Origin of the sequence: Mesorhizobium intechi (genome assembly GCF_002879535.1) — a bacterium.
GTDB classification, from domain to species: domain Bacteria; phylum Pseudomonadota; class Alphaproteobacteria; order Rhizobiales; family Rhizobiaceae; genus Mesorhizobium; species Mesorhizobium intechi.
This window is the reverse complement of record NZ_PNOT02000169.1, coordinates 71633-91774: the sequence shown is the minus strand read 5'-3', so window position 1 is coordinate 91774 and position 20142 is coordinate 71633. Positions and strand designations below refer to the sequence as shown.

At 62.2% G+C, this 20142-nt stretch carries 16 protein-coding genes and 1 pseudogene; 6 read left to right on the top strand and 11 right to left on the bottom strand.

From position 1 onward, the window contains the following. Positions 1 to 26 precede the first annotated feature (26 nt). Positions 27 to 1067, bottom strand: a complete 1041-nt coding sequence (locus C1D09_RS14530) for a proline racemase family protein (RefSeq protein ID WP_143974966.1) — start codon at positions 1065 to 1067, stop codon at positions 27 to 29. Positions 1068 to 1175: 108 nt separating this feature from the next. On the opposite strand from C1D09_RS14530, the gene C1D09_RS14525 reads away from it, so the two are divergent. After that, complete coding sequence (locus tag C1D09_RS14525) at positions 1176 to 2138, top strand: dihydrodipicolinate synthase family protein (protein ID WP_143974965.1); 963 nt, start codon at positions 1176 to 1178, stop codon at positions 2136 to 2138. Positions 2139 to 2201: 63 nt separating this feature from the next. Here the strand turns inward: C1D09_RS14525 and C1D09_RS14520 are convergent. Together C1D09_RS14520 and C1D09_RS14515 are read right to left on the bottom strand one after the other, a co-directional pair. Next, positions 2202 to 2327 (bottom strand): annotated as a pseudogene (locus tag C1D09_RS14520) (SDR family oxidoreductase); the annotation flags it as partial. A gap of 115 nt (positions 2328 to 2442) precedes the next feature. Continuing rightward, entirely contained in the window at positions 2443 to 3444 is a 1002-nt protein-coding gene (locus C1D09_RS14515) for a bile acid:sodium symporter family protein (protein ID WP_143974964.1), read from the bottom strand. 92 nt (positions 3445 to 3536) lie between these two features. On the opposite strand from C1D09_RS14515, the gene C1D09_RS14510 reads away from it, so the two are divergent. Beyond that, positions 3537 to 4385, top strand: a complete 849-nt coding sequence (locus C1D09_RS14510) for a LysR substrate-binding domain-containing protein (protein WP_143974963.1) — start codon at positions 3537 to 3539, stop codon at positions 4383 to 4385. A gap of 174 nt (positions 4386 to 4559) precedes the next feature. Next, positions 4560 to 5234, top strand: coding sequence for a GntR family transcriptional regulator (locus tag C1D09_RS14505; RefSeq protein WP_143974962.1), 675 nt, complete (start codon positions 4560 to 4562; stop codon positions 5232 to 5234). A 208-nt stretch (positions 5235 to 5442) separates the two neighbouring features. Here the strand turns inward: C1D09_RS14505 and C1D09_RS14500 are convergent, their stop codons facing one another. After that, a complete protein-coding gene (locus C1D09_RS14500; protein WP_143974961.1) occupies positions 5443 to 5883 on the bottom strand; it encodes an Lrp/AsnC family transcriptional regulator in 441 nt (146 codons plus the stop codon). A gap of 134 nt (positions 5884 to 6017) precedes the next feature. On the opposite strand from C1D09_RS14500, the gene rocF reads away from it, so the two are divergent. Together rocF and C1D09_RS14490 are read left to right on the top strand one after the other, a co-directional pair. Further along, positions 6018 to 6950 (top strand): arginase, encoded by a 933-nt coding sequence (gene rocF / locus C1D09_RS14495; RefSeq protein WP_143974960.1) that lies wholly within the window; start codon positions 6018 to 6020, stop codon positions 6948 to 6950. A 2-nt stretch (positions 6951 to 6952) separates the two neighbouring features. Beyond that, positions 6953 to 8008 (top strand): ornithine cyclodeaminase, encoded by a 1056-nt coding sequence (locus C1D09_RS14490; RefSeq protein ID WP_143974959.1) that lies wholly within the window; start codon positions 6953 to 6955, stop codon positions 8006 to 8008. A gap of 110 nt (positions 8009 to 8118) precedes the next feature. Here C1D09_RS14490 and glmS read toward each other — a convergent pair whose 3' ends face one another. Continuing rightward, on the bottom strand, positions 8119 to 9942 hold the full coding sequence (gene glmS, locus C1D09_RS14485) for a glutamine--fructose-6-phosphate transaminase (isomerizing) (RefSeq protein WP_143974986.1): 1824 nt from the start codon (positions 9940 to 9942) through the stop codon (positions 8119 to 8121). A 646-nt stretch (positions 9943 to 10588) separates the two neighbouring features. Here glmS and C1D09_RS14480 point away from each other — a divergent pair. After that, a complete protein-coding gene (locus C1D09_RS14480; protein ID WP_143974958.1) occupies positions 10589 to 12049 on the top strand; it encodes a coiled-coil domain-containing protein in 1461 nt (486 codons plus the stop codon). A 52-nt stretch (positions 12050 to 12101) separates the two neighbouring features. Here the strand turns inward: C1D09_RS14480 and C1D09_RS14475 are convergent, their stop codons facing one another. The 6 genes from C1D09_RS14475 to C1D09_RS14450 all read right to left on the bottom strand — a co-directional run bounded on the left by C1D09_RS14475 (position 12102) and on the right by C1D09_RS14450 (position 20106). Beyond that, positions 12102 to 13445 carry an HlyD family type I secretion periplasmic adaptor subunit gene (locus C1D09_RS14475; protein WP_143974985.1) on the bottom strand — a complete coding sequence of 448 codons (1344 nt, stop codon included), beginning with the start codon at positions 13443 to 13445 and terminating at the stop codon, positions 12102 to 12104. 26 nt (positions 13446 to 13471) lie between these two features. Then, complete coding sequence (locus C1D09_RS14470) at positions 13472 to 15184, bottom strand: type I secretion system permease/ATPase (RefSeq protein WP_246135749.1); 1713 nt, start codon at positions 15182 to 15184, stop codon at positions 13472 to 13474. A 391-nt stretch (positions 15185 to 15575) separates the two neighbouring features. Next, positions 15576 to 16436, bottom strand: a complete 861-nt coding sequence (locus tag C1D09_RS14465) for a class I SAM-dependent methyltransferase (protein WP_246135748.1) — start codon at positions 16434 to 16436, stop codon at positions 15576 to 15578. A gap of 139 nt (positions 16437 to 16575) precedes the next feature. Next, positions 16576 to 17835: a polysaccharide biosynthesis/export family protein gene (locus C1D09_RS14460; RefSeq protein WP_143974956.1), complete on the bottom strand. Its 1260-nt coding sequence runs from the start codon at positions 17833 to 17835 to the stop codon at positions 16576 to 16578. Next, positions 17822 to 19105, bottom strand: coding sequence for a hypothetical protein (locus tag C1D09_RS14455; RefSeq protein WP_143974955.1), 1284 nt, complete (start codon positions 19103 to 19105; stop codon positions 17822 to 17824). Before C1D09_RS14455 ends, C1D09_RS14460 begins: the two co-directional genes overlap by 14 nt. Further along, on the bottom strand, positions 19102 to 20106 hold the full coding sequence (locus tag C1D09_RS14450) for an NAD-dependent epimerase/dehydratase family protein (RefSeq protein WP_143974954.1): 1005 nt from the start codon (positions 20104 to 20106) through the stop codon (positions 19102 to 19104). The genes C1D09_RS14455 and C1D09_RS14450 overlap by 4 nt, the downstream gene beginning before the upstream one ends. Positions 20107 to 20142: the final 36 nt, after the last annotated feature.

Below are 20142 nucleotides of genomic sequence, written 5' to 3'. Positions count from 1 at the left end.
CAGTCCAGCGAATTGCTGGCTTCGACCTACTGCTTCACCGAGGTGGAGGTGCCCCAGGTATCGGACAGCACGTAGCCCTCGGGATAAGGATCGGTCGGATCGAGATAGTAGCTGTGCTCGCCGGTAATCCAGGCCCTGCCGGTGATCTCCGGAACGATGGCCTTGCGCCCAGCAATTTCCGTCAGTTCCACGATCCTGCCCGTGAAGCGCGAGCCGATGATCGATTCATGAATCAACACGTCGCCAACGCCCATCATGCCGCGCGCCTGCAGCACGGCCATGCGGGCCGACGTACCCGTTCCGGTCGGGCTGCGGTCCGAACGTCCCGGCGAGACGATGCAGGTGTTGCGCGTGACGTTGCCCGGCCCCTGGAACGGCATGGCGAACTGGACGATCGATACGCCACGCACATGGTCGAATTCCGGATGCACGAAATCGAGCTGCTCGCGCGCGGCCCGCCTGATCTTTTCGCCGGCCACCGCCAGTTCGCGCGCCTCGTCGGGGGCGACCGAGAAGCCGAGTGCCTTGGCATCGACGATGGCGTAGAACATGCCGCCATAGGCGATGTCGACGATGAGCGTGCCCAACCCCTCGACCTCGATGGCGGCGTCGAGACGTTCGGCAAAGGCCGGCGCGTTGCGCAAGGTGATCGAGACGCATTTGCCGTCGCGGCATTGCGCGCGCACCTCGATGACGCCACCCGGCATGTCGAGCTTGAAGTCCGTCTCGGGCTCCTGCATCGGCACCATGCCGGTCTCGAGCAGCACCGTGGCGACGCAGATCGTGTTGGATCCGGACATCGGCGGATATTCCGTCGGCTCCATGATGATGGCGCCGGCGGCGCAATCCTCGCGCGTCGAGGGAACGAGCAGGTTGACGTGGCGCGCGACGCTGCCGCGCGGCTCGCAGATGAGCATGCGCCTGATATGGTCGTGATCGCGCTCCATCGTGATCATCTTGTCCATCATCGTGCGGCCAGCCGGCGGCAGGACGCCGCCGATGATGACGTCGCCGACTTCGCCTTCGGCATGGCAGCCGACGACACGAATGCTGGTTTTGCTGCGCATTGCTGTTCCCGCGTTGGTCCCTGGCGGCCACGACTATTTTGCTTGGCAAGCCGTGCCGCTTCGGGACAAACTGATCAATCCGCGTGCAAGCCTCAAGGAGAATCCGAAATGACCTCTAATGTTTTTTCCGGCTGCATGCCGGCGTTGATGACCCCATGCACGCAGGACCGCCAGCCCGACTTCGACGCTCTGGTGCGCAAGGGACGCGAGTTGATCGCGGCCGGCATGTCGGCCGTCGTCTATTGCGGCTCGATGGGTGACTGGCCGCTCCTGACCGATGAGCAGCGCATGGAAGGCGTCGAGCGCCTGGTGAAGGCCGGCGTGCCGGTGATCGTGGGAACCGGCGCGGTCAACACCGCCAAGGCCGCGGCGCATGCGGCGCACGCCCAGAAGGTCGACGCGCGGGGCCTGATGGTTATCCCACGCGTTTTGTCGCGCGGGCCCTCGGTGACGGCGCAGCGCCATCACTTCAAGGCGATTCTTGCCGCCGCGCCCGACCTGCCGGCGGTCATCTACAACAGCCCCTATTACGGCTTTGCCACACGTGCGGACCTGTTCTTCGCCCTGCGGGCCGAACATCCGAACCTGGTCGGCTTCAAGGAGTTCGGCGGCCCGTCGGACCTGCGCTACGCGGCTGAAAACATCACCAGCCGCGACGATGAGGTCGCGCTGATGATCGGCGTCGACACCGCCGTCTTCCACGGCTTCGTCAATTGCGGCGCGTCCGGCGCCATCACCGGCATCGGCAACGTCCTGCCGAAGGAGGTGCTGCACCTCGTTGGCTTGAGCCAGGCGGCCGCCAAGGGCGACGTCGAGGCCCGCCAGCGCGCGCTGGAGCTGGACGCCGCGCTCGCCGTACTGTCCTCCTTCGACGAAGGCCCAGACCTTGTGCTCTATTTCAAGCACATGATGGTGCTGAAGGGTAATCCCGAGTACCTGCTGCACTTCAACGACACGGATGCCCTGACCGACAGCCAGCGCGGCTACGCCGAGGCGCAGCTCAAACTGTTCGACAGCTGGTATGCCCAATGGTCGAGGCAACCCGGCGTGATTGCAAGGTCTGCAGCCTGAGCCTGACAGGCGTGACGGGCGGCAATAATACGGCCGCCGGTTGCAACGCGGGCTGAGCAGCAGCTATCTGACTTGGCGCCTGACCATCCCGGCATCGACATCCAGCGTCTGGCCGGTGATCCAGCGCGCGTCGTCGGAGGCCAGGAACGAAACCACATCGGCGATATGTTCCGGCTGCCCCTTGCCCTCATCGCTTAGCATTTAGACAAAGGCACCTTCGGCGTCGATGTCGCTGACGATGACGGTTGCCCCGTCGGCGGCAAGCCGCGGTCCCCGCGATCGCCGAGACTTTCGCCCGTCAATACTAAGCCACCGACGCCGTGGGCTCGGTTTGCAGTACGGCGCGCCGGTGCGCCGCCTTGGCATATTTCTGGGCGATCATGGCGCAGACCATGAGCTGTATCTGATGGAAGAGCATCAGCGGCAGGACGATCGCGCCGACGCCCTGGCCGGCGAAGATCACATTGGCCATCGGCACGCCGCTCGCCAGGCTCTTCTTCGAACCGCAGAAGGTGATCGTAATCTGGTCGGCCCTGTCGAAGCCGACAAGCCGGCTGCCAAAGGTCGTCAGCAGAAGCACCAGACCGAGCAGCACCATGTCGGCGACGACGACCACTGCAATGTCGCGCGGCGAGAACATGTGCCACAGCCCCTCGGCGACCGCCGTGCTGAAGGCCAGATAGACGACCATCAGGATCGAGCCGCGATCGACAGGCATCAGCAGTGTCTTGCGGGAGCGTATCCAGTTGCCGATGCGCGGTTCCAGCAGCTGCCCCAGTGCAAAAGGCAGGAGCAGCTGCAGCACGATCTGGTTCACCGCGTGCCACGAAAATCCGCCATGGCCACCGATGGAGAAGAGCAGGCCGACGAGCAACGGTGTCAGGAACATGCCGAAGATATTGGAGGCGGAGGCCGAGCAGATGGCCGCGGGGACGTTTCCGCCGGCGATCGAGGTGAAGGCGATCGAGGACTGCACCGTCGACGGCAGGACACAGAGAAACAGAATGCCGAGGTAAAGCGGCTTGGGCAGGATCGAGGCAGGCAGATAGCCAAGCGCCAGACCCAGCAGCGGGAACAGGCCAAAGGTCGTCAGAAGGATCACCAAGTGCAGGCGCCAATGCATCAGGCCGGCGACAACGACATCGCGCGAAAGCCTCGCACCATGCAGGAAAAACAGTAGCGCCACGGCAAGGTTGGTCGCGATCGCGAACCATTGGGCGAACACCCCGGTCGCCGGTGCGACCGACGCAAGCGCGACGGTGCACAACAGGAGGACTAGAAAGATGTCCGGCAGAAAGCGGCGCATGATGTTCGCTCGTCGGTGGGGTCCAGCGCCATCTTCTCCAGCATTGCGAAACAGGATACAAGAAATAACAGTTATCGCAATTTGAGATACAGATGCTCGACCTGGTCCAACTCCGCAGCTTCGTCACCGTCCAGCAGATGGGAAGCTTTACCTTCGCGGCCGAGAGGCTGGGGCTCGGGCAATCCACCGTCAGCCAGCACATCGGCAAGCTGGAGGCCGCGCTTGGCAGGCAGTTGCTTGCCCGCGATACGCACAAGGTGGTGCTGACGCCAGACGGCGAAGCTCTGCTCGGCCATGCCCGGACCCTTCTGTCGATAGAGGGACAGGTGCAGGCGCTTTTCACCGCACAGAGGCTGCGGGGCACGTTGAGGCTTGGCGTATCCGAGGACTTGGTGACGAGCCGGCTGCCGCTGGTGCTGGAGGATTTCGTCCGGTCCCACCCATCCGTCGATCTTGAACTAACCGTCGCGTTGAGCGGCGTGCTTTACCAGATGCAGGACAATGGTGAGCTCGATCTGGTTCTGGCAAAGCGTCGGCTGGGCGACAGCCGTGGCCAGCTCGTCCATCGCGAGCCGCTTGTCTGGCTCGCCCGCGATCCGGAACACGTCCTGTCGCTCGCCGCCTTGCCGTTGATTGCCTTCCCAGCGCCGAGCGTCACGCGCAGTATTGCGCTGGAAGTACTCGAACGGCATGGCATGCCGTGGCGTATTGTCTGCACATGCGGCAGCTTGAGCGGCCTGACCGCCGCCGCCCGCGCCGGCATGGGGGTTCTGGTGCAACCGCAAAGCATGTCGCCCTCGGGCTTGAAAGAGATCTCATCGCGGCGCCTGCCTCCGTTGGAGGACGTGGAGTTTGTCCTCATCCCCAGCAAGAGCGCCGACAGGGCGCTCGTCTCGGCGCTGTCGGAAGATATTCTGACCAAGGTGAGAGGTCTGCGCTGACCTATTGCGTTGGGATGCCGGCGGCGAAATTGACATTGGACAGAGCCTTCACGAGCGGAAACGTCCGGCCGAGGCCCCTAAGCTGTTGGGAGACCTTGGACCCCTTGTCCCTGGAGCGTTGTATTTGACATTCTCATATTGACCATCTCAGGCGAACGAAGATACGGATTTGCCATGGACTTGGATCCTTCGACGCTCAATCGGGCGCTGCCGCTGCGCGATCAAATCTATCACAAGATCCGCAATCTGATTGTCGTCGGCCAGTTGAAGCCGGGGGAAGTCATCAACGAGGTGGCAATCGCCGAGGCGCTCGGCGTTTCGCGCACCCCTGTGCGGGAAGCGGTGAAGCGCATAAGCGACGAAGGCCTGGTGAAGATCCTGGCACAGACCGGCACCTATGTCGCGCCGATCAGCCGCGCCGACCTGGAAGAGGCCTATGTCATCCGCAGGGCGCTCGAGATGGAAAGCGCCAGGCGCGCCGCCGCCAAGTTGACCCCGGCATCCGCCGAACTGCTGGAGGACAATATGGCGGCTCACAAGCTCGCCATAGCGCGCGGCCGTTATGCCACCGCGATCCAGCTCGACGACGTCTTCCATCGCACCATTGCGGAGATCTGCGGTCTGCCTATGATTTGGCGGGCGGTCGACATCTCCAAGGCGCAGATGGACCGCGGCCGCTATCTCGCCATTCCCAAACCCGGCTATGGCGAACAGACGATCGAGCAGCACGAAGCCATTCTCGACGCGCTAAAGCGCCACGATGCCGAGGGCGCCGCGCAGGCGATGGAGAACCATCTCGAGACGTCGCTCCGAAACACACTCGAAGTCGCCGCCGAGCTTCTCGGCTGACGCTCTCCATCGATCGAAACGGATCAGCAGATGCGAAGAATGGGACCGTGTATCGGTCCGAAGGCTGAGGCGATCGCTGAACGCAAGCGCCTTTATGCCGCGATCTGGCCGAAGAAGCTCGCCGACATCAGCCGTACCGACATCCGCACGATCTGCCCTCGGCTTCGTCAGGCAGAACTTCCTCGGCCGCCAGAACTTGAAGATGTGCTTAAGTCAGTCGTGCCCGCGTCGTGCGCGGCGTGGCCAGGAGCAGGCTCGTTTCGCTGCCCGTTATGCCGGGAATTAATCGGATACGCCGCAGCACCGCATCGAAATCGGTCAGGGATGCCGTCCCGAGCTCGACCACCAGATCCCAGCGACCGTTGGTGGTATGGATGGTCGAGACTTCCGGGAAGCCCCCCAGTGCCCGGACCACGCGGTCGGCGGCATGGCCCTCGATCTCGATGAGCATGATGCCGCGGACGCGCTGATCGACGGCGTCGGCGCGCAGCACCACCGTGTAGCCGATGATGTCGCCCGACCGTTCCAGCCGCTCCATGCGTGCCCGAACCGTGGCGCGCGAGACGCCGAGATCGACGGCGAGGTCCGACACGCTGCGCCGGGCGTCATGCCGCAGCAAGGTCACGAGCCGTTCGTCCAAAGCATCCATCGGGGTTATCATTTCGATAAATTTCGCCGCCACTATGATAGATTATGCTTCGCGGATTGCCAATTCTGCCTGTTCATATTGCCGGCTCGTCATGTTCTCCTCTCGCCATTCGAACTTCGGCCGCGGGAAAAACAATGCGTTGCAGAATAGTCGGGGCGCCGGTGCAGGACGGCGCCGGCAGAATGGGCTGCGAAATGGGGCCGAGTGCGCTGCGGACGGCAGGGCTTGCCGGGGTGCTGTCCAGCCTGGGTCACACTGTCGAAGATATGGGCGCCGTTCAGCCAATGCCGGCGAGGCGCGTCGTGCATGGCAATCTGGCGCTGAAGGCGTTGCCCGAAATATCGGCTTGGACATCCGCCATTGCCACGGCGGCCTACACCGCGAGCGAGGATGCCATGCCGATCTTTCTCGGCGGTGACCATTCGATCTCGGCCGGCACCGTGTCGGGCCTGGCCCGCCGCGCCGCCGAGACGGGGCGTCCGCTGTTCGTGCTGTGGCTCGACGCACATCCGGATTTCCACACGCTGGACACCACCGCCAGCGGCAATCTGCATGGTGTTCCGCTTGCCTACGCCAGCGGTCAGCCGGGTTTCAGCGGCTATTTTCCGGACCTGCCTGCGGCGGTGGACCCCAAGCGCATCTGCACCATGGGCCTGCGCAGTGTCGACCCGGCCGAGCGCAGCGCGCTCAACCGGGCGGGCGTGACCGTGCACGACATGCGCGCCATCGATGAACATGGCATCGCGCCGCTGCTGCGCGCCTTCCTGGCGCGCGTGTCTGACGAAGACGGGCTGCTGCATGTCAGTCTCGACGTCGACTTTCTCGACCCGTCGATTGCGCCGGCTGTCGGCACCACGGTTCCCGGCGGCGCGACGTTCCGCGAGGCGCATCTGGTGATGGAGATGCTGTCCGACAGCGGCCTCGTCTCCAGCCTCGACCTGGTCGAGCTCAATCCCTTTCTGGACGAGCGTGGCCGAACCGCGACGCTTATGGTCGACCTGACGGCGAGCCTGATGGGCCGCCGCATCATGGATCGCCCGACCCGCAGCCATTCCGGGAGCTTTTGATCATGACCACAGCCAAGCTGAACATCGTCCCCTTCGTCAGCGTCGACCGGATGATGAAGCTGGTGATCACCATCGGTGTCGAGCGCTTCCTGACCGAGCTCGCCAGCTATATCGAGGAGGATTTCCGCCGCTGGGAGCTTTTCGACAAGACGCCTCGCATCGCATCACACAGCCATGACGGCGTCATCGAGCTGATGCCGACGAGCGACGGGCGGCTCTATGGCTTCAAATATGTCAACGGCCATCCCAAGAACATGCGCCAGGGCTTGCAGACGGTCACCGCGTTCGGCGTGCTTGCCGATGTCGGCAGCGGCTACCCGATGCTGCTGACCGAAATGACCATTCTCACCGCGCTGCGCACCGCCGCGACATCCGCCGTCGCCGCCAAACATCTGGCACCACGCGGTGCACGTACCATGGCCATCATCGGCAATGGCGCCCAATCGGAATTCCAGGCCATCGCCTTCAAGGCGCTGACGGGCGTCGACCGGCTCAGGCTCTACGACATCGACCGATCCGCCTCGCTGAAATGCGCCAAGAACCTGGCTGGCATGGGATTTGACATCACCATCTGCGAAACCGGGCAGGAAGCGGTCGAGGGTGCGGGGATCATCACGACCGTCACCGCCGACAAGCAATCCGCCACCATTCTTACCGACAACATGGTCGGCGCCGGCGTCCACATCAACGCCGTCGGCGGCGATTGCCCCGGCAAGACCGAGCTGCACAGGGACATCCTGCTGCGCTCCGACATTTTCGTCGAGTTCCCGCCGCAGACACGCATCGAGGGTGAAATCCAACAGCTTGATCCCGACCATCCGGTGACCGAGCTCTGGCAAGTCATCGCCGCCAAGGTTCCGGGCCGCCGGGACGCCAAGCAGATCACGCTGTTCGATTCCGTCGGCTTCGCCATCGAGGACTTTTCGGCGCTGCGCTATGTGCGCGACCAGTTGCAGGCAACGGGGCTCTACGAGGAACTCGACCTTCTGGCCGATCCAGACGAACCGCGCGATCTCTATGGCATGCTGCTCAGAGCGGCCATGCAGACCGCGGCATAACAAGAACCGATGAGATGCCGCGAGCGATCCCGCAAGCATTGATGCATTGATAGTGACTGCGGGTCTTGTCGATCATCCCTCGACGGGATGACGGGCCATTGACGTTGCCGTCATTCCACCGTCACGGATTTTGCCAGGTTGCGCGGCTGGTCGACGTCGGTGCCCATGAACACGGCGGCGAAATAGGCCAGCATCTGGATCGGCAGCGCATAGATGATCGGCGAGATGATTTCGGGCACGTCCGGCAGGATGATCGTCTCCATCGTCTTGACGCTCACCTGTGCGGCGCCCTTGGCGTCGGTGATCAGGATGATCTTGCCGCCGCGCGCCGCCACTTCCTGCATGTTGGACACGGTCTTCTCGAAAATGCGGTCATGCGGCGCGATCACGATGACCGGCATGTTCTCGTCGATCAGCGCGATCGGCCCATGCTTCAATTCGCCCGCCGCATAGCCTTCGGCGTGGATGTAGGAGATTTCCTTGAGTTTGAGCGCGCCTTCCATGGCCAGCGGGAAATTGGTGTCGCGGCCGAGATAGAGCACATCCTTGTAGCGTGACAGTTCGCGCGCGATCCGCTCGATCTGCTCTTCGAGCTTGAGCACCTGGTTGGCATAGCGCGGCGCTTCCGAAAGCGCGCGCACCAGGGTCTTTTCCTGCTCCCGCGAAATCACCCCGCGCGCCACGCCGGCGCGCACCGCAAGCGAGGCCAGCACCGAGAGCTGGCAGGTGAAGGCCTTGGTCGAGGCGACGCCGATCTCGGGGCCGGCCAGTGTCGGCAGCACCACGTCGGATTCGCGCGCCATGGTCGATTCGCGCACATTGACGACGGCGCCTATCTTCATGCCGGCCTTGCGGCAGTAACGCAGCGAGGCCAGCGTGTCGGCGGTCTCGCCCGACTGCGAGATGAAGAAGGCGGCATCATTGGCCGACAGAGGCATCTCGCGGTAGCGGAACTCCGAGGCGACATCGATGTCGACCGGCAGCCGCGCATAGCGCTCGAACCAGTATTTGCCGATCAGGCCGGCGAGGTAGGCGGTGCCGCAGGCCGAAATCGCCAGCCGGCCGATCCTGGCGAAATCGAACGGCAGGTCGAGCGGCTTCGAGACGCCGGAGACGAAGTCGACATAATGCGCCAGCGTGTGCGAGATCACCTCGGGCTGTTCATGGATTTCCTTTTCCATGAAATGCCGGCGGTTGCCCTTGTCGACCATGAACGAGGTCGACAGCGACTGCTGGCGCTTGCGCTCGACCTTGTTGCCGTCGATGTCGAAGATGGCGACGCTGTCGCGGCGCACCACCGCCCAGTCGCCGTCCTCGAGATAGGTGATCGAATTGGTGAACGGCGCCAGCGCAATGGCATCCGAGCCCAGGAACATCTCGCCGTCGCCATGGCCGACGGCCAGCGGCGGACCGTTGCGGGCGCCGACGATCAGGTCTTCGTCGCCCTTGAACATGATGGCCAGCGCAAAGGCGCCTTCCAGCCGCTTCAGCGCCTGGTGCGCGGCCTCGACCGGCTTCAGCCCCCTGGCCAGTTCGCGCGCCACCAGATGCGCGACGACCTCGGTGTCGGTCTGCGAGGAGAAGGCATAGCCGTCGCGCACCAGCTCGTCGCGCAGCTCGGCAAAATTCTCGATGATGCCGTTGTGGACGATGGCGACGCCATCGGAAAAATGCGGATGCGCATTGGTCTCGTTGGGCACGCCATGGGTGGCCCAGCGCGTGTGGCCGATGCCGATCGTGCCGTCGAGCGGCTCCTCCTTGAGCCGGCGCTCGAGATTGATCAGCTTGCCTTCGGCGCGGCGGCGGGCAAGCTCGCCGTGCTCGATGGTGGCGACGCCGGCCGAGTCATAGCCGCGATATTCCAGCCGCTTCAGCGTGGTGAGGATGAGCGGCGTAACCCGCGAATGGCCGACGATTCCAACGATGCCGCACATGGTTTTGCCCCCCTGACCTCCTGAATTTCCGGCCTTGTCGCCGTAGAAGGCAAGATATCCCTCCTTGATTGCGGGCTGATCGTTCATTCGAAGGAGCCTACGGCCTTAATCGCGACCAGAAACCGTCGCGCTGCGAAGCGGTTGGGTCCAAGTGGCGAAGTTTGCGTCGTCGGCGCGTCAAGCCGCCCGACGAACAGTTCGTTCGAATGATGCGCTTCCGTCGGCCCTGGCGCATGGTGAGGCAGCCGGCAAACCAAAACACACCCAACAGCCGGTTAGGCCCGGCCGCCTGATGCCCCCTACAAGAGGCTGTCGGGCCGCTTGATCTGTCTGGGGCTTACACGCGAGCGCGCTCCCCGCTGCCTCGCGTGCCGGAAACCGAGCGGCGCTGGGGTCCATGCGAGGAAAGACGTCAAGATAACTACGAGAAGGGTCATCCCGGCATAGGTTGCAAAGGTTGATGGACGTGATCAACGACCCGCGAACCTCAGGGCTGTCGCTTGCAATCCTCGACGACTCTTGGCCGTTGAAGCGATGAACCGCCGGCACCCGGCATCGTTTGATTGAACGAAGACGCCGAACTGATCTCTCGATACAGAAGGAAGCTCAGTCCGCGCCTTGCTGGGTCCAGGCGTGCGGAAGGGGGATGCAGGGCATGAAGTTCAGAGATCTGATCAGACGTGCCGACAACAATGTGGAGAAGTCATTCGAGGATCTCGAAGCTGACTTGGCTGATGCCGTTGACGAGTGCCTTGGCTTGGATGACCTGTCGGCGCTGGCAATGGACGATGCCGCGGACGATCCGCCCATACCAGACGACAACAGCGAACAGGGCGACCGCGCGCAGGACGATACTGGCGCTGATGACGCCGGCACTCCCAAACCCGTGCGGCGGCTGACCTCTCATACGCAGAGCCGTATGGCTGCCTTGAGTTCCTTTGACGGGCTGTTTCGCGATGCGAAGCTCCATTTCGAGGAGATCAACGCGAAACTGTCCGAGATTTCAAGCACACATCAACTGACCTTTGAATTCTTTCACATCCTTCATGCCGACATTCTCCGCGCCAACGAACTGGAGCTGGCCAATCTAAACCTGACCGCGGAGCAAAAGAGCTTGTCCGACAAGCTCAATGACCTGACCCGAAGGCAGCATGAGCGTGAAAGCATGGTGGAGGCCTTGCAGCAGCGCGAGGCAAGCCTGGTTCAGGACGCCGAGGCGCTTCGTGGTGCATTGGCCGCGGCAAGGCTGGAACTTGTGGAAGCCGCGAACACCAACGCAAAGAACCAAGCGGAATTCGGCGACCTCTCAAACACGCTTGCCGCCGCAACCGTCGAGGCCGACAGACGCGCGCGCGAAAACAAACTGCTGCGTGAAAAGAATGTCAGCCTGTCCATCGACCTGGAAAAGGCGCTGAAGCGGGAGGACGAGGCGCGGCACAGGCTGGACGCCTTCTCGACGATCCATGCCAACGAAGCCGCGCGAAATTCCGAAGTGCTTGGTGCGCTCGGCAAGAGCGAAAAGGAAGCGGCACGGCTCCACACCGCGCTCGAGGCCACCCAGGCGAAATTGTCGGAAGTGGCGGAAACCGCCAGGATCATGGAGGCGGACAAGGATGCCGCGCTCGAACGAAGCCGTGCCGAGATCCGAGGATTGCGTTCTGAGATTCAGAACCTCCATTCGCGACTGGAGCACGCCTCGAACGCAAACAGCGAGGCATCGGCCGAGATCGCCAGGCTCAAACTTCAATGGAGCGACGCGGTGGCGGAAAAACAGGTGGCGGACGAAAGATTGGCGGCCCTCACCAAGGAGGCCGAGACCGACAAGCTGAACCTTTCTAAGTTAACCGCCAATTTCTCACAGCTTTCACTGCAGCAGGCATCCGACCAGCTACAACTCGATATCCGCCGGCAGGAATGCGAAGACCTGCGGGCCGAGATTGCATCGCTCAACGCCCGGATCAGGGAACTGCTGCCCTATGAAAGGCTCCGTGGCACCACGAACGCCTTGCCGCATACGAACGATGTGGCCAAGAAGGTTCCGGTGACGGCGGAGCGAGCGGTGCGCACCGCTCGCCGTGTTCGCGGAAGGGCGCTCACCGCGTCGTAGCAGAACAGCTGGCCGATCGTACTTTGCGGCTCGCTTCCAACAGTTCGTCACGCTATTGGCGGAAAGCCCTGGACATCTGATCCGTGAGCGGCTTCAGCAGATAAGACCAGACGCTGCGTTCGTCGGTGCTTATGTGAACCTCCGCCGGCATTCCGGGTTTGAGCACCTTGGCATCGGTCAGGCAGGCCGCCTTGTTCTCGACATTGATGCGCGCCGAGAAATACGAAAGCTGTTTTTGTTGATCCTTGATCAGATCCGCCGAGATGCGCTTGACCGATCCCTGACAAGCGGGCGTGGTGCCGGCATCGAAGGCTGGAAACCGGATCGAAACGTGCTGGCCTGGACGAACGTCATCTATGCGCGAGGGCGGGATCAGCGCGTCGACGACGAGGTTGTCGGTGTCGGGGACGATCATCATGATCACCTCCCCCGGAGCGATCACTCCGCCGATCGTGTGGATAGCCGATTCCTGCACCGTTCCCGATTGCGGGGCGCGGATGTTGGTTTTGGTCAGCTCGTCTTGCGCTACGACCTTGCGCTCGCTGAGTTCGGTCTGCTTGGCTTCGGTTTCACGAAGTTCGCTCGTTACTTCACTGCGCCTTTGCTCGTCCAGCTGAAGAATTTGCAGTTCCGTCTCGCTAACCTTGGCCTGTGCCTCGGCGACCGCCGCCGCCAGGCGTCCTGATTCTCCGTGGGCTCGGGTGGCGTCCAATCTGATGTTGCTCAGTCGCTCCTTGGACACCAATTTTCTTGTAAAGAGCGCCTGGACATCGCCAAGATCTCCATCGAGCAGGACCACGGATTGGTCTTCCGCGGCCTGCTGCGCCTTGAGGCCATCGATCTGGCGTTCGAGTTGGCTCGAGCGGCTTTGCAACTGTGCCTTCTGTCCCGTCAACGCCGTTGCGCGGCTTTCGAAAAGGGTGCGCTCTCCTCTGACCAGGGCAGCCAGTTCCGGGTCGCCCATCCGTTCTTGAAGGCTGGACGGAAGCTGCATTTCCGGCAGGCCTTGCCGCTCAGCCTCCAGCCGTGCAAGCCGGACGGTTGCGCGATCAAGATCCTCGCTGATTATTTGCAGGTTGGCCCGCGTCAGCGTGTCATCCAGCCTGGCCACCACATCGCCAGCCCGCACATGGTCCCCATCTTGCGCGAAGATGCCTCCGATCGTGCCGCCGGTCAGATGCTGGACTTTCTTGATGTTGCTTTCGACCACCACGGTGGCAGGCGCGATCACCGCGCCGGCGATCTTGGTCAACCCGAGCCAAAGCCCGCCGCCGACAACCAACATGGCCGTGACCGCCGCGCCCAGGATCAGGTTTGCCCTGATATCATCGCGCGCCTCGACGGAATTCGCCTCGGTCCTTCGGCTGCCGTTGTCGAACGGAGCATACGAAACCATCGTCGCATCAGACACGAAACAGTACCTCACGCATGACCGCTCACCCCTTTCTGCATCGGAACAACCGACGCCTGCCGCTCGGCGGGTGTCGGGAAGGGCCGGATGACATTGGCCAGGACCTCCTCGCGCGAACCGAAGGAGTGAAGCATCCCATTCGACATGACGAGCACCTTGTCGATATTGCTGAGGGCAGAAGGACGGTGCGCAACAATGATGACGATGCCTCCACGTCGGCGCACCCCCAGGATCGCGCCGGCCAGGGCAGCATCACCATCGACGTCCAGGTTTGAATTCGGTTCGTCCAGGACGACCAGAAAGGGGTCGCCATAAAGTGCCCTGGCAAGCCCAACGAGTTGCCTCTGTCCGGCCGACAAGGCTGCCCCTCCCTCGCCCACGCGTGTTTGAAAACCATTCGGCAACCGCATGATCATCTTGTCGACGCCGGCGGCCCTGGCAGCTGCCAGCACGCCCTTGGCGTCGTCCTTGCCGCCAAATCGCGAGATGTTATCGGCAACCGTCCCGTCAAACAGTTCGACGTCCTGCGGCAGGTAGCCGACATGAGCGCCAAGCGCTTCCGGGCTCCATTGGTCGAGCGAGGCTTCGTCCAGCCTTACCCTTCCGCGAAGTGGCTGCCACACCCCCACCAGCGCGCGCACAAGTGTCGTTTTTCCAGAACCGCTCGGGCCGACAATGGCCATTCCCGCGCCCCCGGACAGGGTAAAGCTGACATTGGCCACCGTCGGTTTTTGCTGGCCCGGCGGCGCTATTGTCAGGTCCTCGACCGCAAGCACCGCCTGCGGGCGCGGCAGTTCCATGACTTCTTCATGCCCACCGACCACAGCAAGCGCCGCGGCCAGTTGCGAATAGCTTTGCCGGAAAGCCGCGAAGCCTCGCCAGTTTGCCAGCGCAGCGTCAACCGGAGCCAACGAGCGGCCCAGCAATATCGACGACGCTATGATGACACCTGGCGACGCTTCGCCCCCAATGACGAGATAGGCGCCCAGTCCCAGAACAGAGGACTGCAACGCCATCCGAAGCGCCCTCGATAGGGCACCGGTGGCGCCGACAATGTCGGAAAGCCGTTCCTGGTGCGTGAGATAGGCTCGGTTGATCTCGCTCCAGCGGCGGGCAAGCCGCCCGGAAAGGCCCATCGCGCGCACAACCTCCGCGTTGCGGCGGCCGGAATCGGCAAGATTGCGTTGCGACACCAGCGTCTCGGAAGCACGTGCAGCGGATGCGCGGCCAAGGACTTCCGCTATCACCGTGAGCAGCACGACAATAATGGCGCCGCTTGTTGCCAGCAGGCCGAGTGCAGGATGCAGAAGATAGATGATCAGCAGATAAAACGGTATCCACGGCGCGTCGAAGATGACGGTCGGCCCCAATCCTGAAAGGAAGCCGCGGATCTGATCCAGATCACGCAGCGGCTGTATCCGGTTCGCGTCCTGGCCGCCTATGAGCGGTAAGGACAGCGACAGGCCAAAGACCCTTTGCTGCAGATTCTTATGGAGACGATTGCCTATTCGAACCAGGAGGCGGAGCCGCACGAAATCCAGCAATCCGTAGACCGCGTAAAGACCCAGCATTCCGATCGTGAATCCGACAAGGGTCGGAACGCTCTGCGAAGGCAGAACGCGGTCGTAGATCTGCAGCATATAGACGGAGCCGGTCAGGGCCAGAAGGTTTATGACCGCCGAGAAGACGCCGACGCCTACCAGCCCGGGCACGGCACCAAGCATGGCGCCACGCAGATCGGGCGAACGTATTCCTCCGGAGTTCATCGCTTGCGACCTCCGATGAAAAATCGTTGCGCAAGCTCACTGGCCCCATCGGCCACGGACAATTCTTGGGTTTTCAGGAGCGTATCCCTCTTAGCCTTCTAATTTACGCCCCACTAACGTACTTGGCCTTCGGTCAAAATGTAGCGAAATCGTGGCGCCGGCAGGAAAAACCCGGAACTGGCGCATTAAATCAGGGGAAAACTGCCTTTATGAGGTATCCTGAAACGCCGTGGAGGTCGCGCTCCAAGCAGTGCCGGCGACACCGCGCCGCCCCTTTCGGAGGGTGAGTCGCGCCACAGGCAAACGGCTCCCGGCCGCTTTCACGGAGCCATTGGAGTGTGCGATCCCGCTAGCGCTTCTTCGCGATAACCAGGAAATGCTGCGCCAATTGTCCAGGAACGTGCAAAGTTCTGGACGCCTTCTCGAAGGGCTCCATCAACGCTTCACAGACCCCTGGCACAAGGTTTCCCGGCCGGGGCAGATAGCCGTAAGGTATCATCTCCTCGACAATGAACCCCGACGCCGTCAGGAGTTCACTGAACCTTGCTGCGCCTAGCGTGTTGCGAATTGTGCGCCCGAACAGCCGATTGAGCAGCCGGCAAACCAGGCCGATGGGTGACGTCGCATTCATATGAACGTTGCACACAAGCCGCCCGCCGTCCTTCAGATGCGCGTTTATCGCCTTCAGCGCATCCCGCTTCAGCCGATCCTCCGCGTTCAGGAAGAAGCGGAATGCCGTTACGACGTCGAATGTTTCGCCGAGAGGTTCTATTGTCATATCGACGTGGCGCAGTCTCACATTGGGCGGCACTTGCGCGGAGCCAAGCATGGATTTGGAAATGTCGGCACCGACCACCTCGCCGAAGACGCTCGCTGCCACGTTGGTGATGCGGCCTGTCCCGCACGCGAAGTCGAGGCAGTTTCGGCCGGCTCCGCCCATTGGGCGAAGAACGCCTAGGATGAGGGGTATTTCGATCTTCTCCCAAAGCGCAGCATAGTACCCGGACTCGTGCGTTTTCCTGTAATGCGCGCCGTAGCCCGGTGCGCAATGGCTGGCCCGGTAGTCGTCCGACACCCGGTCGCCTTGCGTGTGGAGTTGCTGGTTGGACGTCAGCTCCTGCCAGATCCCGGGCTCACTGGTCAGGGGCGCGGCGCGCGGACCTCGCGATGCTGAAGGCGTGGCGAAAGGATAACTTGCCAACTGAGCCATCTGAGCCGCGTTCGTCGACGGCGATTGCGCCCCTTGCCTGGAATTGAGCCTCACCTGTATCTCCCTTTCGGTTGCGTTCGACACCCTGATCGAACAGTAGGCTCCCCCACCCATCTTATCGGACTGCGGCTGAAACGGCCTATTGGATCGCCACGCTTTGCAGATCGCTGCTGAACCTGGCTTCGACGGTATCCCCCGGCATCACGATCGTGTCTTCGTCAGCCGACAGCTTGCGCCATTCATCGCCGACCTTGCGGACGATCGTGACCTGAGCCCGGATTGTTTCGCCGGCAATCGGCAATGGCTGCGCGGACGCTCCGGTCGGTTGCAGCTTTTCACTGGCGGCGTGGAGCCTGGCGGTGACATCGGCCAACCGCGCGTTGGTGTCCTTCAAATCCGTCAGCAAGGCAATCCTTCTTTGATTGTCATTGCGTTCGTGCTGCCTGACATAGTCCTCCTGCTGGCGCCGCGCTCTCATGAGCTCGACCGAGGTTTGCAGCGCACCGCTCGACGACAGAAGCAAGGCGCGCCTGACATCGGCGAGCCGCGTGTTGGTCAGATTGCCTGCATCAAACGCCTTGGTCACTTTCGCCAGGTCTTCCTGATCCGCCTTCACGCTCTCGGCCTCGACCTGTTCACGCTTCTGCAAAACCTCGATTTGATCCGCCGCATCCTTCTCCCCCCGCTCAAGAAAAGACTGCTCCTGCTGGAAATCGCTCAGCGCAATCTTCAGCCCGTCCGTTTCGGCCTGTGCGATCGCAGTTCCGACGCTGGGCGACAGAGGTGACCCCTGCGGCGTCTGCCTGTCGAAATCCGCCTGGCCCTGAAGTTCGGCGCGGACACGGGCGGCGTGAAAATACTCTTTGGTGTACTCCCCCCAAAGTGTTTCGTAATCGCGCCTGAGATCAACCGGATCGGGGCCGGTCTGGCCCGCGCGTGATCGCAAAAGGCTGAAGCCGCCGGAGACGGCAAGCGCCTGCCGTACGGTCATCAGCGGACGGTAGGCCTGTTGTCCCGGGGTGAGCACGTCGCCCATCACGTAGATCGGGCGATACTCCACGATGATGGCGGTCACGTCGTCCGGCTTGACGACAACCATCTGCTCCCGTCCATCGGTCAGACGCACGTGAAATATCTTGGTCGGCAAAAGCGCTTGCATGCGCGTCTGCAATTGCGAGGCCGTCAGGCCTGCGACCATGATCATCCCGACTTCGGGAAGGGCGATATTACCATCCATCTGGACCACGGCGCGCTGCGCTCGATCCGGGATCGGCGCTATCCCTATCTCGACGGTATCGCCAGGTGACAGTTGATAGGGCTCGGCTTCGCCCGCGGCGGCCATCGATGTCAGGGACATCACCGCAACCGCGGCAAGAACGGTTCGTTTACTGAAGGCCATTTGCGACAATCTCCTTCTGGTTCGGCACCGGCTCCGAAGGCCATTCAACACGGGTAACGAAATCGTATACCGGGCCACCGGGCACACCCCAATTGCTCGACCAGATTACCTGTGAGCCGTCGGGCGAGGGCGAGGCATGCGTCTCGCTCCAGTAGTCGAAGTGGGCGTTCTGCGTTTCCACGATACGGCGGACCTCTCCGCTGCCGTCCGTGCGCACCGCAATGACCTGCTGCGCGTAAGGCGCCCAGTCCGGGTGCTGCGATATTTCGGCTGGCGTCCCGCCATAGCTCAGAAACACCCAGCCGGGCCTGTCCAGGGACCTGAGCGATGCATGCATGGCTTCGCCATATTTCATCAGTGACGTGACCTTGCCGTCGGCCAATCGGCGCTTGATCACCTGATATATGTCCGGATCCGACTTGCTGATCCCGACATAGATTTCGCTGCCGTCGGCATCGACCGTCATGTCGCCATGACCGGGCCGGTGGTGCTCCATCCACTTCTGTTGCAAGACGCCGTCGATGGAAAAGATGAAGGTCGGTTCATGGTCGTCCGACACTGCCTGTGAGCACACAATATTGCTTCCGAGCGGTGAGATCGAGCAGGAGCCGGTGGTTCCCGGAAGCTGGGCAAGCTCGATATCCGGGAACTTCCGCCGCTCCTTGATGTCGTAGCCGAAGACCACCGCTTTGCCGTCATTGCGCGTTGCACGCACCGCAATGCGGTTGCCGTCGCGGCTAGGATTGCCTTTGTAAGGCCCGAACTGAAGTTTGCTGTAGCCTGCCGTGTCGAACACGACATCCTCATGATTTGTGCGTGGCGCCCAGGTCGAAATCTGACGGCCAGAAACACAGATCATCAGCTCGGGATCCCTTGGATGCCATTCGCATTCAGTTTCATTCGAGCGGTCGCGGTGGAACAATGGCACGTAGCTGCGCCCGTCGAGAAAGCACATGCCACCACAACCATTGACGATCACGAGAAGGCTCTGGTCAGCATTCCAGGCCTGTGCACTCGAGTAACGGTGGGTGCAGTATTTCTTCCCGCAGACACCCGCCAGGCCGAGAATTCCGGGCCCGGTGATCCGTACGAAGCTCAGGCCGGACCACAGATCCGTTGCTTGGCCGAGATAGTCCGGCAGGTTTTTCGGCGGCGGTGTGGCCGACGTTTGCGATGCGCTGCTTTCGCGACCACCGACCATATAGATGATCGGGAACATGGCACCGGCAATCAGGAGCAGTGCCAACATGTGCCGGCGCAGCAGGGTCATGTCATGTAACCCATTTCGCGCCGCACCCGGCCTTCACGAAGGCGCGCGTGCCACCATGCGATCGTTCTCTCCAGCCCGTCGCGCAGGCTGGTCTGCGCCTGCCACCCGGTCTCGCCCTCAAAACGCGAAGAATCGGCGAGCAAGGCGCGAACCTCCGAATTTTGCGGTCGCAAACGCCTTTCGTCACGATGGACCGGTTTCTTGGAACCGCTTAGTTCGAGGACAAGATCCAATACGTCGGAGATGGTAGCGGCGCGTTGGCTGCCGGCATTGTAGGCGTGGCCGAATTCGAGCCTGGCCAGGCCCGCGGTCTGGAAAGCTGCCGCGGTGTCTTCGACAAAGGTCAGGTCACGGATCGGGCTCGTATCGCCGACCATGATCGCCGGGCAATTCGGATCGAGCGCCTGCCGGATGATGGTCGGCACGATGGCGCGCTCACTTTGGCGCGGACCATAAGTGTTGAAGGGCCGCATGATGACCACAGGAACATCGAACGACCTGGCGTAGGACTCCGCCATCATGTCGGCGCCTATCTTGGATGCCGAATAGGGCGACTGTCCCTGCAACGGATGCGTTTCGCTGATGGGCATGGTCTGGGCGGTTCCATAGACCTCGCTCGTGGAGGTATGCACCACCCGCTCCGTCTCCCATTGACGCGCCGCTTCGAGAACGTTCACCGTGCCCAGGATGTTGGTTTCCACATAGGACTGGGCAGCCGCGTAGGAATATGGAATCGCAATGAGGGCTGCCAGGTGAAACACGACGGCCTGACCACGCACGATCCGGTTCAGAAACGCGCTGTCGCGGACGTCACCGCGGACGAGCTTCAGCTGGCTGCGGATCTTGTCCGGCAAATCGTCCAGCCATCCATGGCTGTCGAAGGAATTGTAGAGCGCCAGCGCCGTGACATCGGCGCCATTGCGGACGAGCGCCTCAGTGAGATGTGAACCGATAAATCCATCGGCGCCTGTCACCAGAACTTTCTTGCCATTGTAGCTCATGACTGCGCATTCCCTTGGCTGGCTGGAGCGCTTACC

Excerpts from the sequence above, each read along its gene's own strand:
- C1D09_RS14475 (WP_143974985.1), bottom strand. The coding sequence starts at position 13,445 with ATGGTTTCGTATGCTCCGTTCGACAACGGCAGCCGAAGGACCGAGGCG.
- C1D09_RS14510 (WP_143974963.1), top strand. The coding sequence starts at position 3,537 with ATGCTCGACCTGGTCCAACTCCGCAGCTTCGTCACCGTCCAGCAGATG.
- rocF (WP_143974960.1), top strand. The coding sequence starts at position 6,018 with ATGCGTTGCAGAATAGTCGGGGCGCCGGTGCAGGACGGCGCCGGCAGA.
- glmS (WP_143974986.1), bottom strand. The coding sequence starts at position 9,942 with ATGTGCGGCATCGTTGGAATCGTCGGCCATTCGCGGGTTACGCCGCTC.
- C1D09_RS14470 (WP_246135749.1), bottom strand. The coding sequence starts at position 15,184 with ATGCTTGGTGCCGTGCCCGGGCTGGTAGGCGTCGGCGTCTTCTCGGCG.
- C1D09_RS14500 (WP_143974961.1), bottom strand. The coding sequence starts at position 5,883 with ATGGATGCTTTGGACGAACGGCTCGTGACCTTGCTGCGGCATGACGCC.
- C1D09_RS14460 (WP_143974956.1), bottom strand. The coding sequence starts at position 17,835 with ATGGCCTTCAGTAAACGAACCGTTCTTGCCGCGGTTGCGGTGATGTCC.
- C1D09_RS14490 (WP_143974959.1), top strand. The coding sequence starts at position 6,953 with ATGACCACAGCCAAGCTGAACATCGTCCCCTTCGTCAGCGTCGACCGG.
- C1D09_RS14450 (WP_143974954.1), bottom strand. The coding sequence starts at position 20,106 with ATGAGCTACAATGGCAAGAAAGTTCTGGTGACAGGCGCCGATGGATTT.
- C1D09_RS14480 (WP_143974958.1), top strand. The coding sequence starts at position 10,589 with ATGCAGGGCATGAAGTTCAGAGATCTGATCAGACGTGCCGACAACAAT.
- C1D09_RS14525 (WP_143974965.1), top strand. The coding sequence starts at position 1,176 with ATGACCTCTAATGTTTTTTCCGGCTGCATGCCGGCGTTGATGACCCCA.
- C1D09_RS14455 (WP_143974955.1), bottom strand. The coding sequence starts at position 19,105 with ATGACCCTGCTGCGCCGGCACATGTTGGCACTGCTCCTGATTGCCGGT.
- C1D09_RS14515 (WP_143974964.1), bottom strand. The coding sequence starts at position 3,444 with ATGCGCCGCTTTCTGCCGGACATCTTTCTAGTCCTCCTGTTGTGCACC.
- C1D09_RS14505 (WP_143974962.1), top strand. The coding sequence starts at position 4,560 with ATGGACTTGGATCCTTCGACGCTCAATCGGGCGCTGCCGCTGCGCGAT.
- C1D09_RS14465 (WP_246135748.1), bottom strand. The coding sequence starts at position 16,436 with ATGGCTCAGTTGGCAAGTTATCCTTTCGCCACGCCTTCAGCATCGCGA.
- C1D09_RS14530 (WP_143974966.1), bottom strand. The coding sequence starts at position 1,067 with ATGCGCAGCAAAACCAGCATTCGTGTCGTCGGCTGCCATGCCGAAGGC.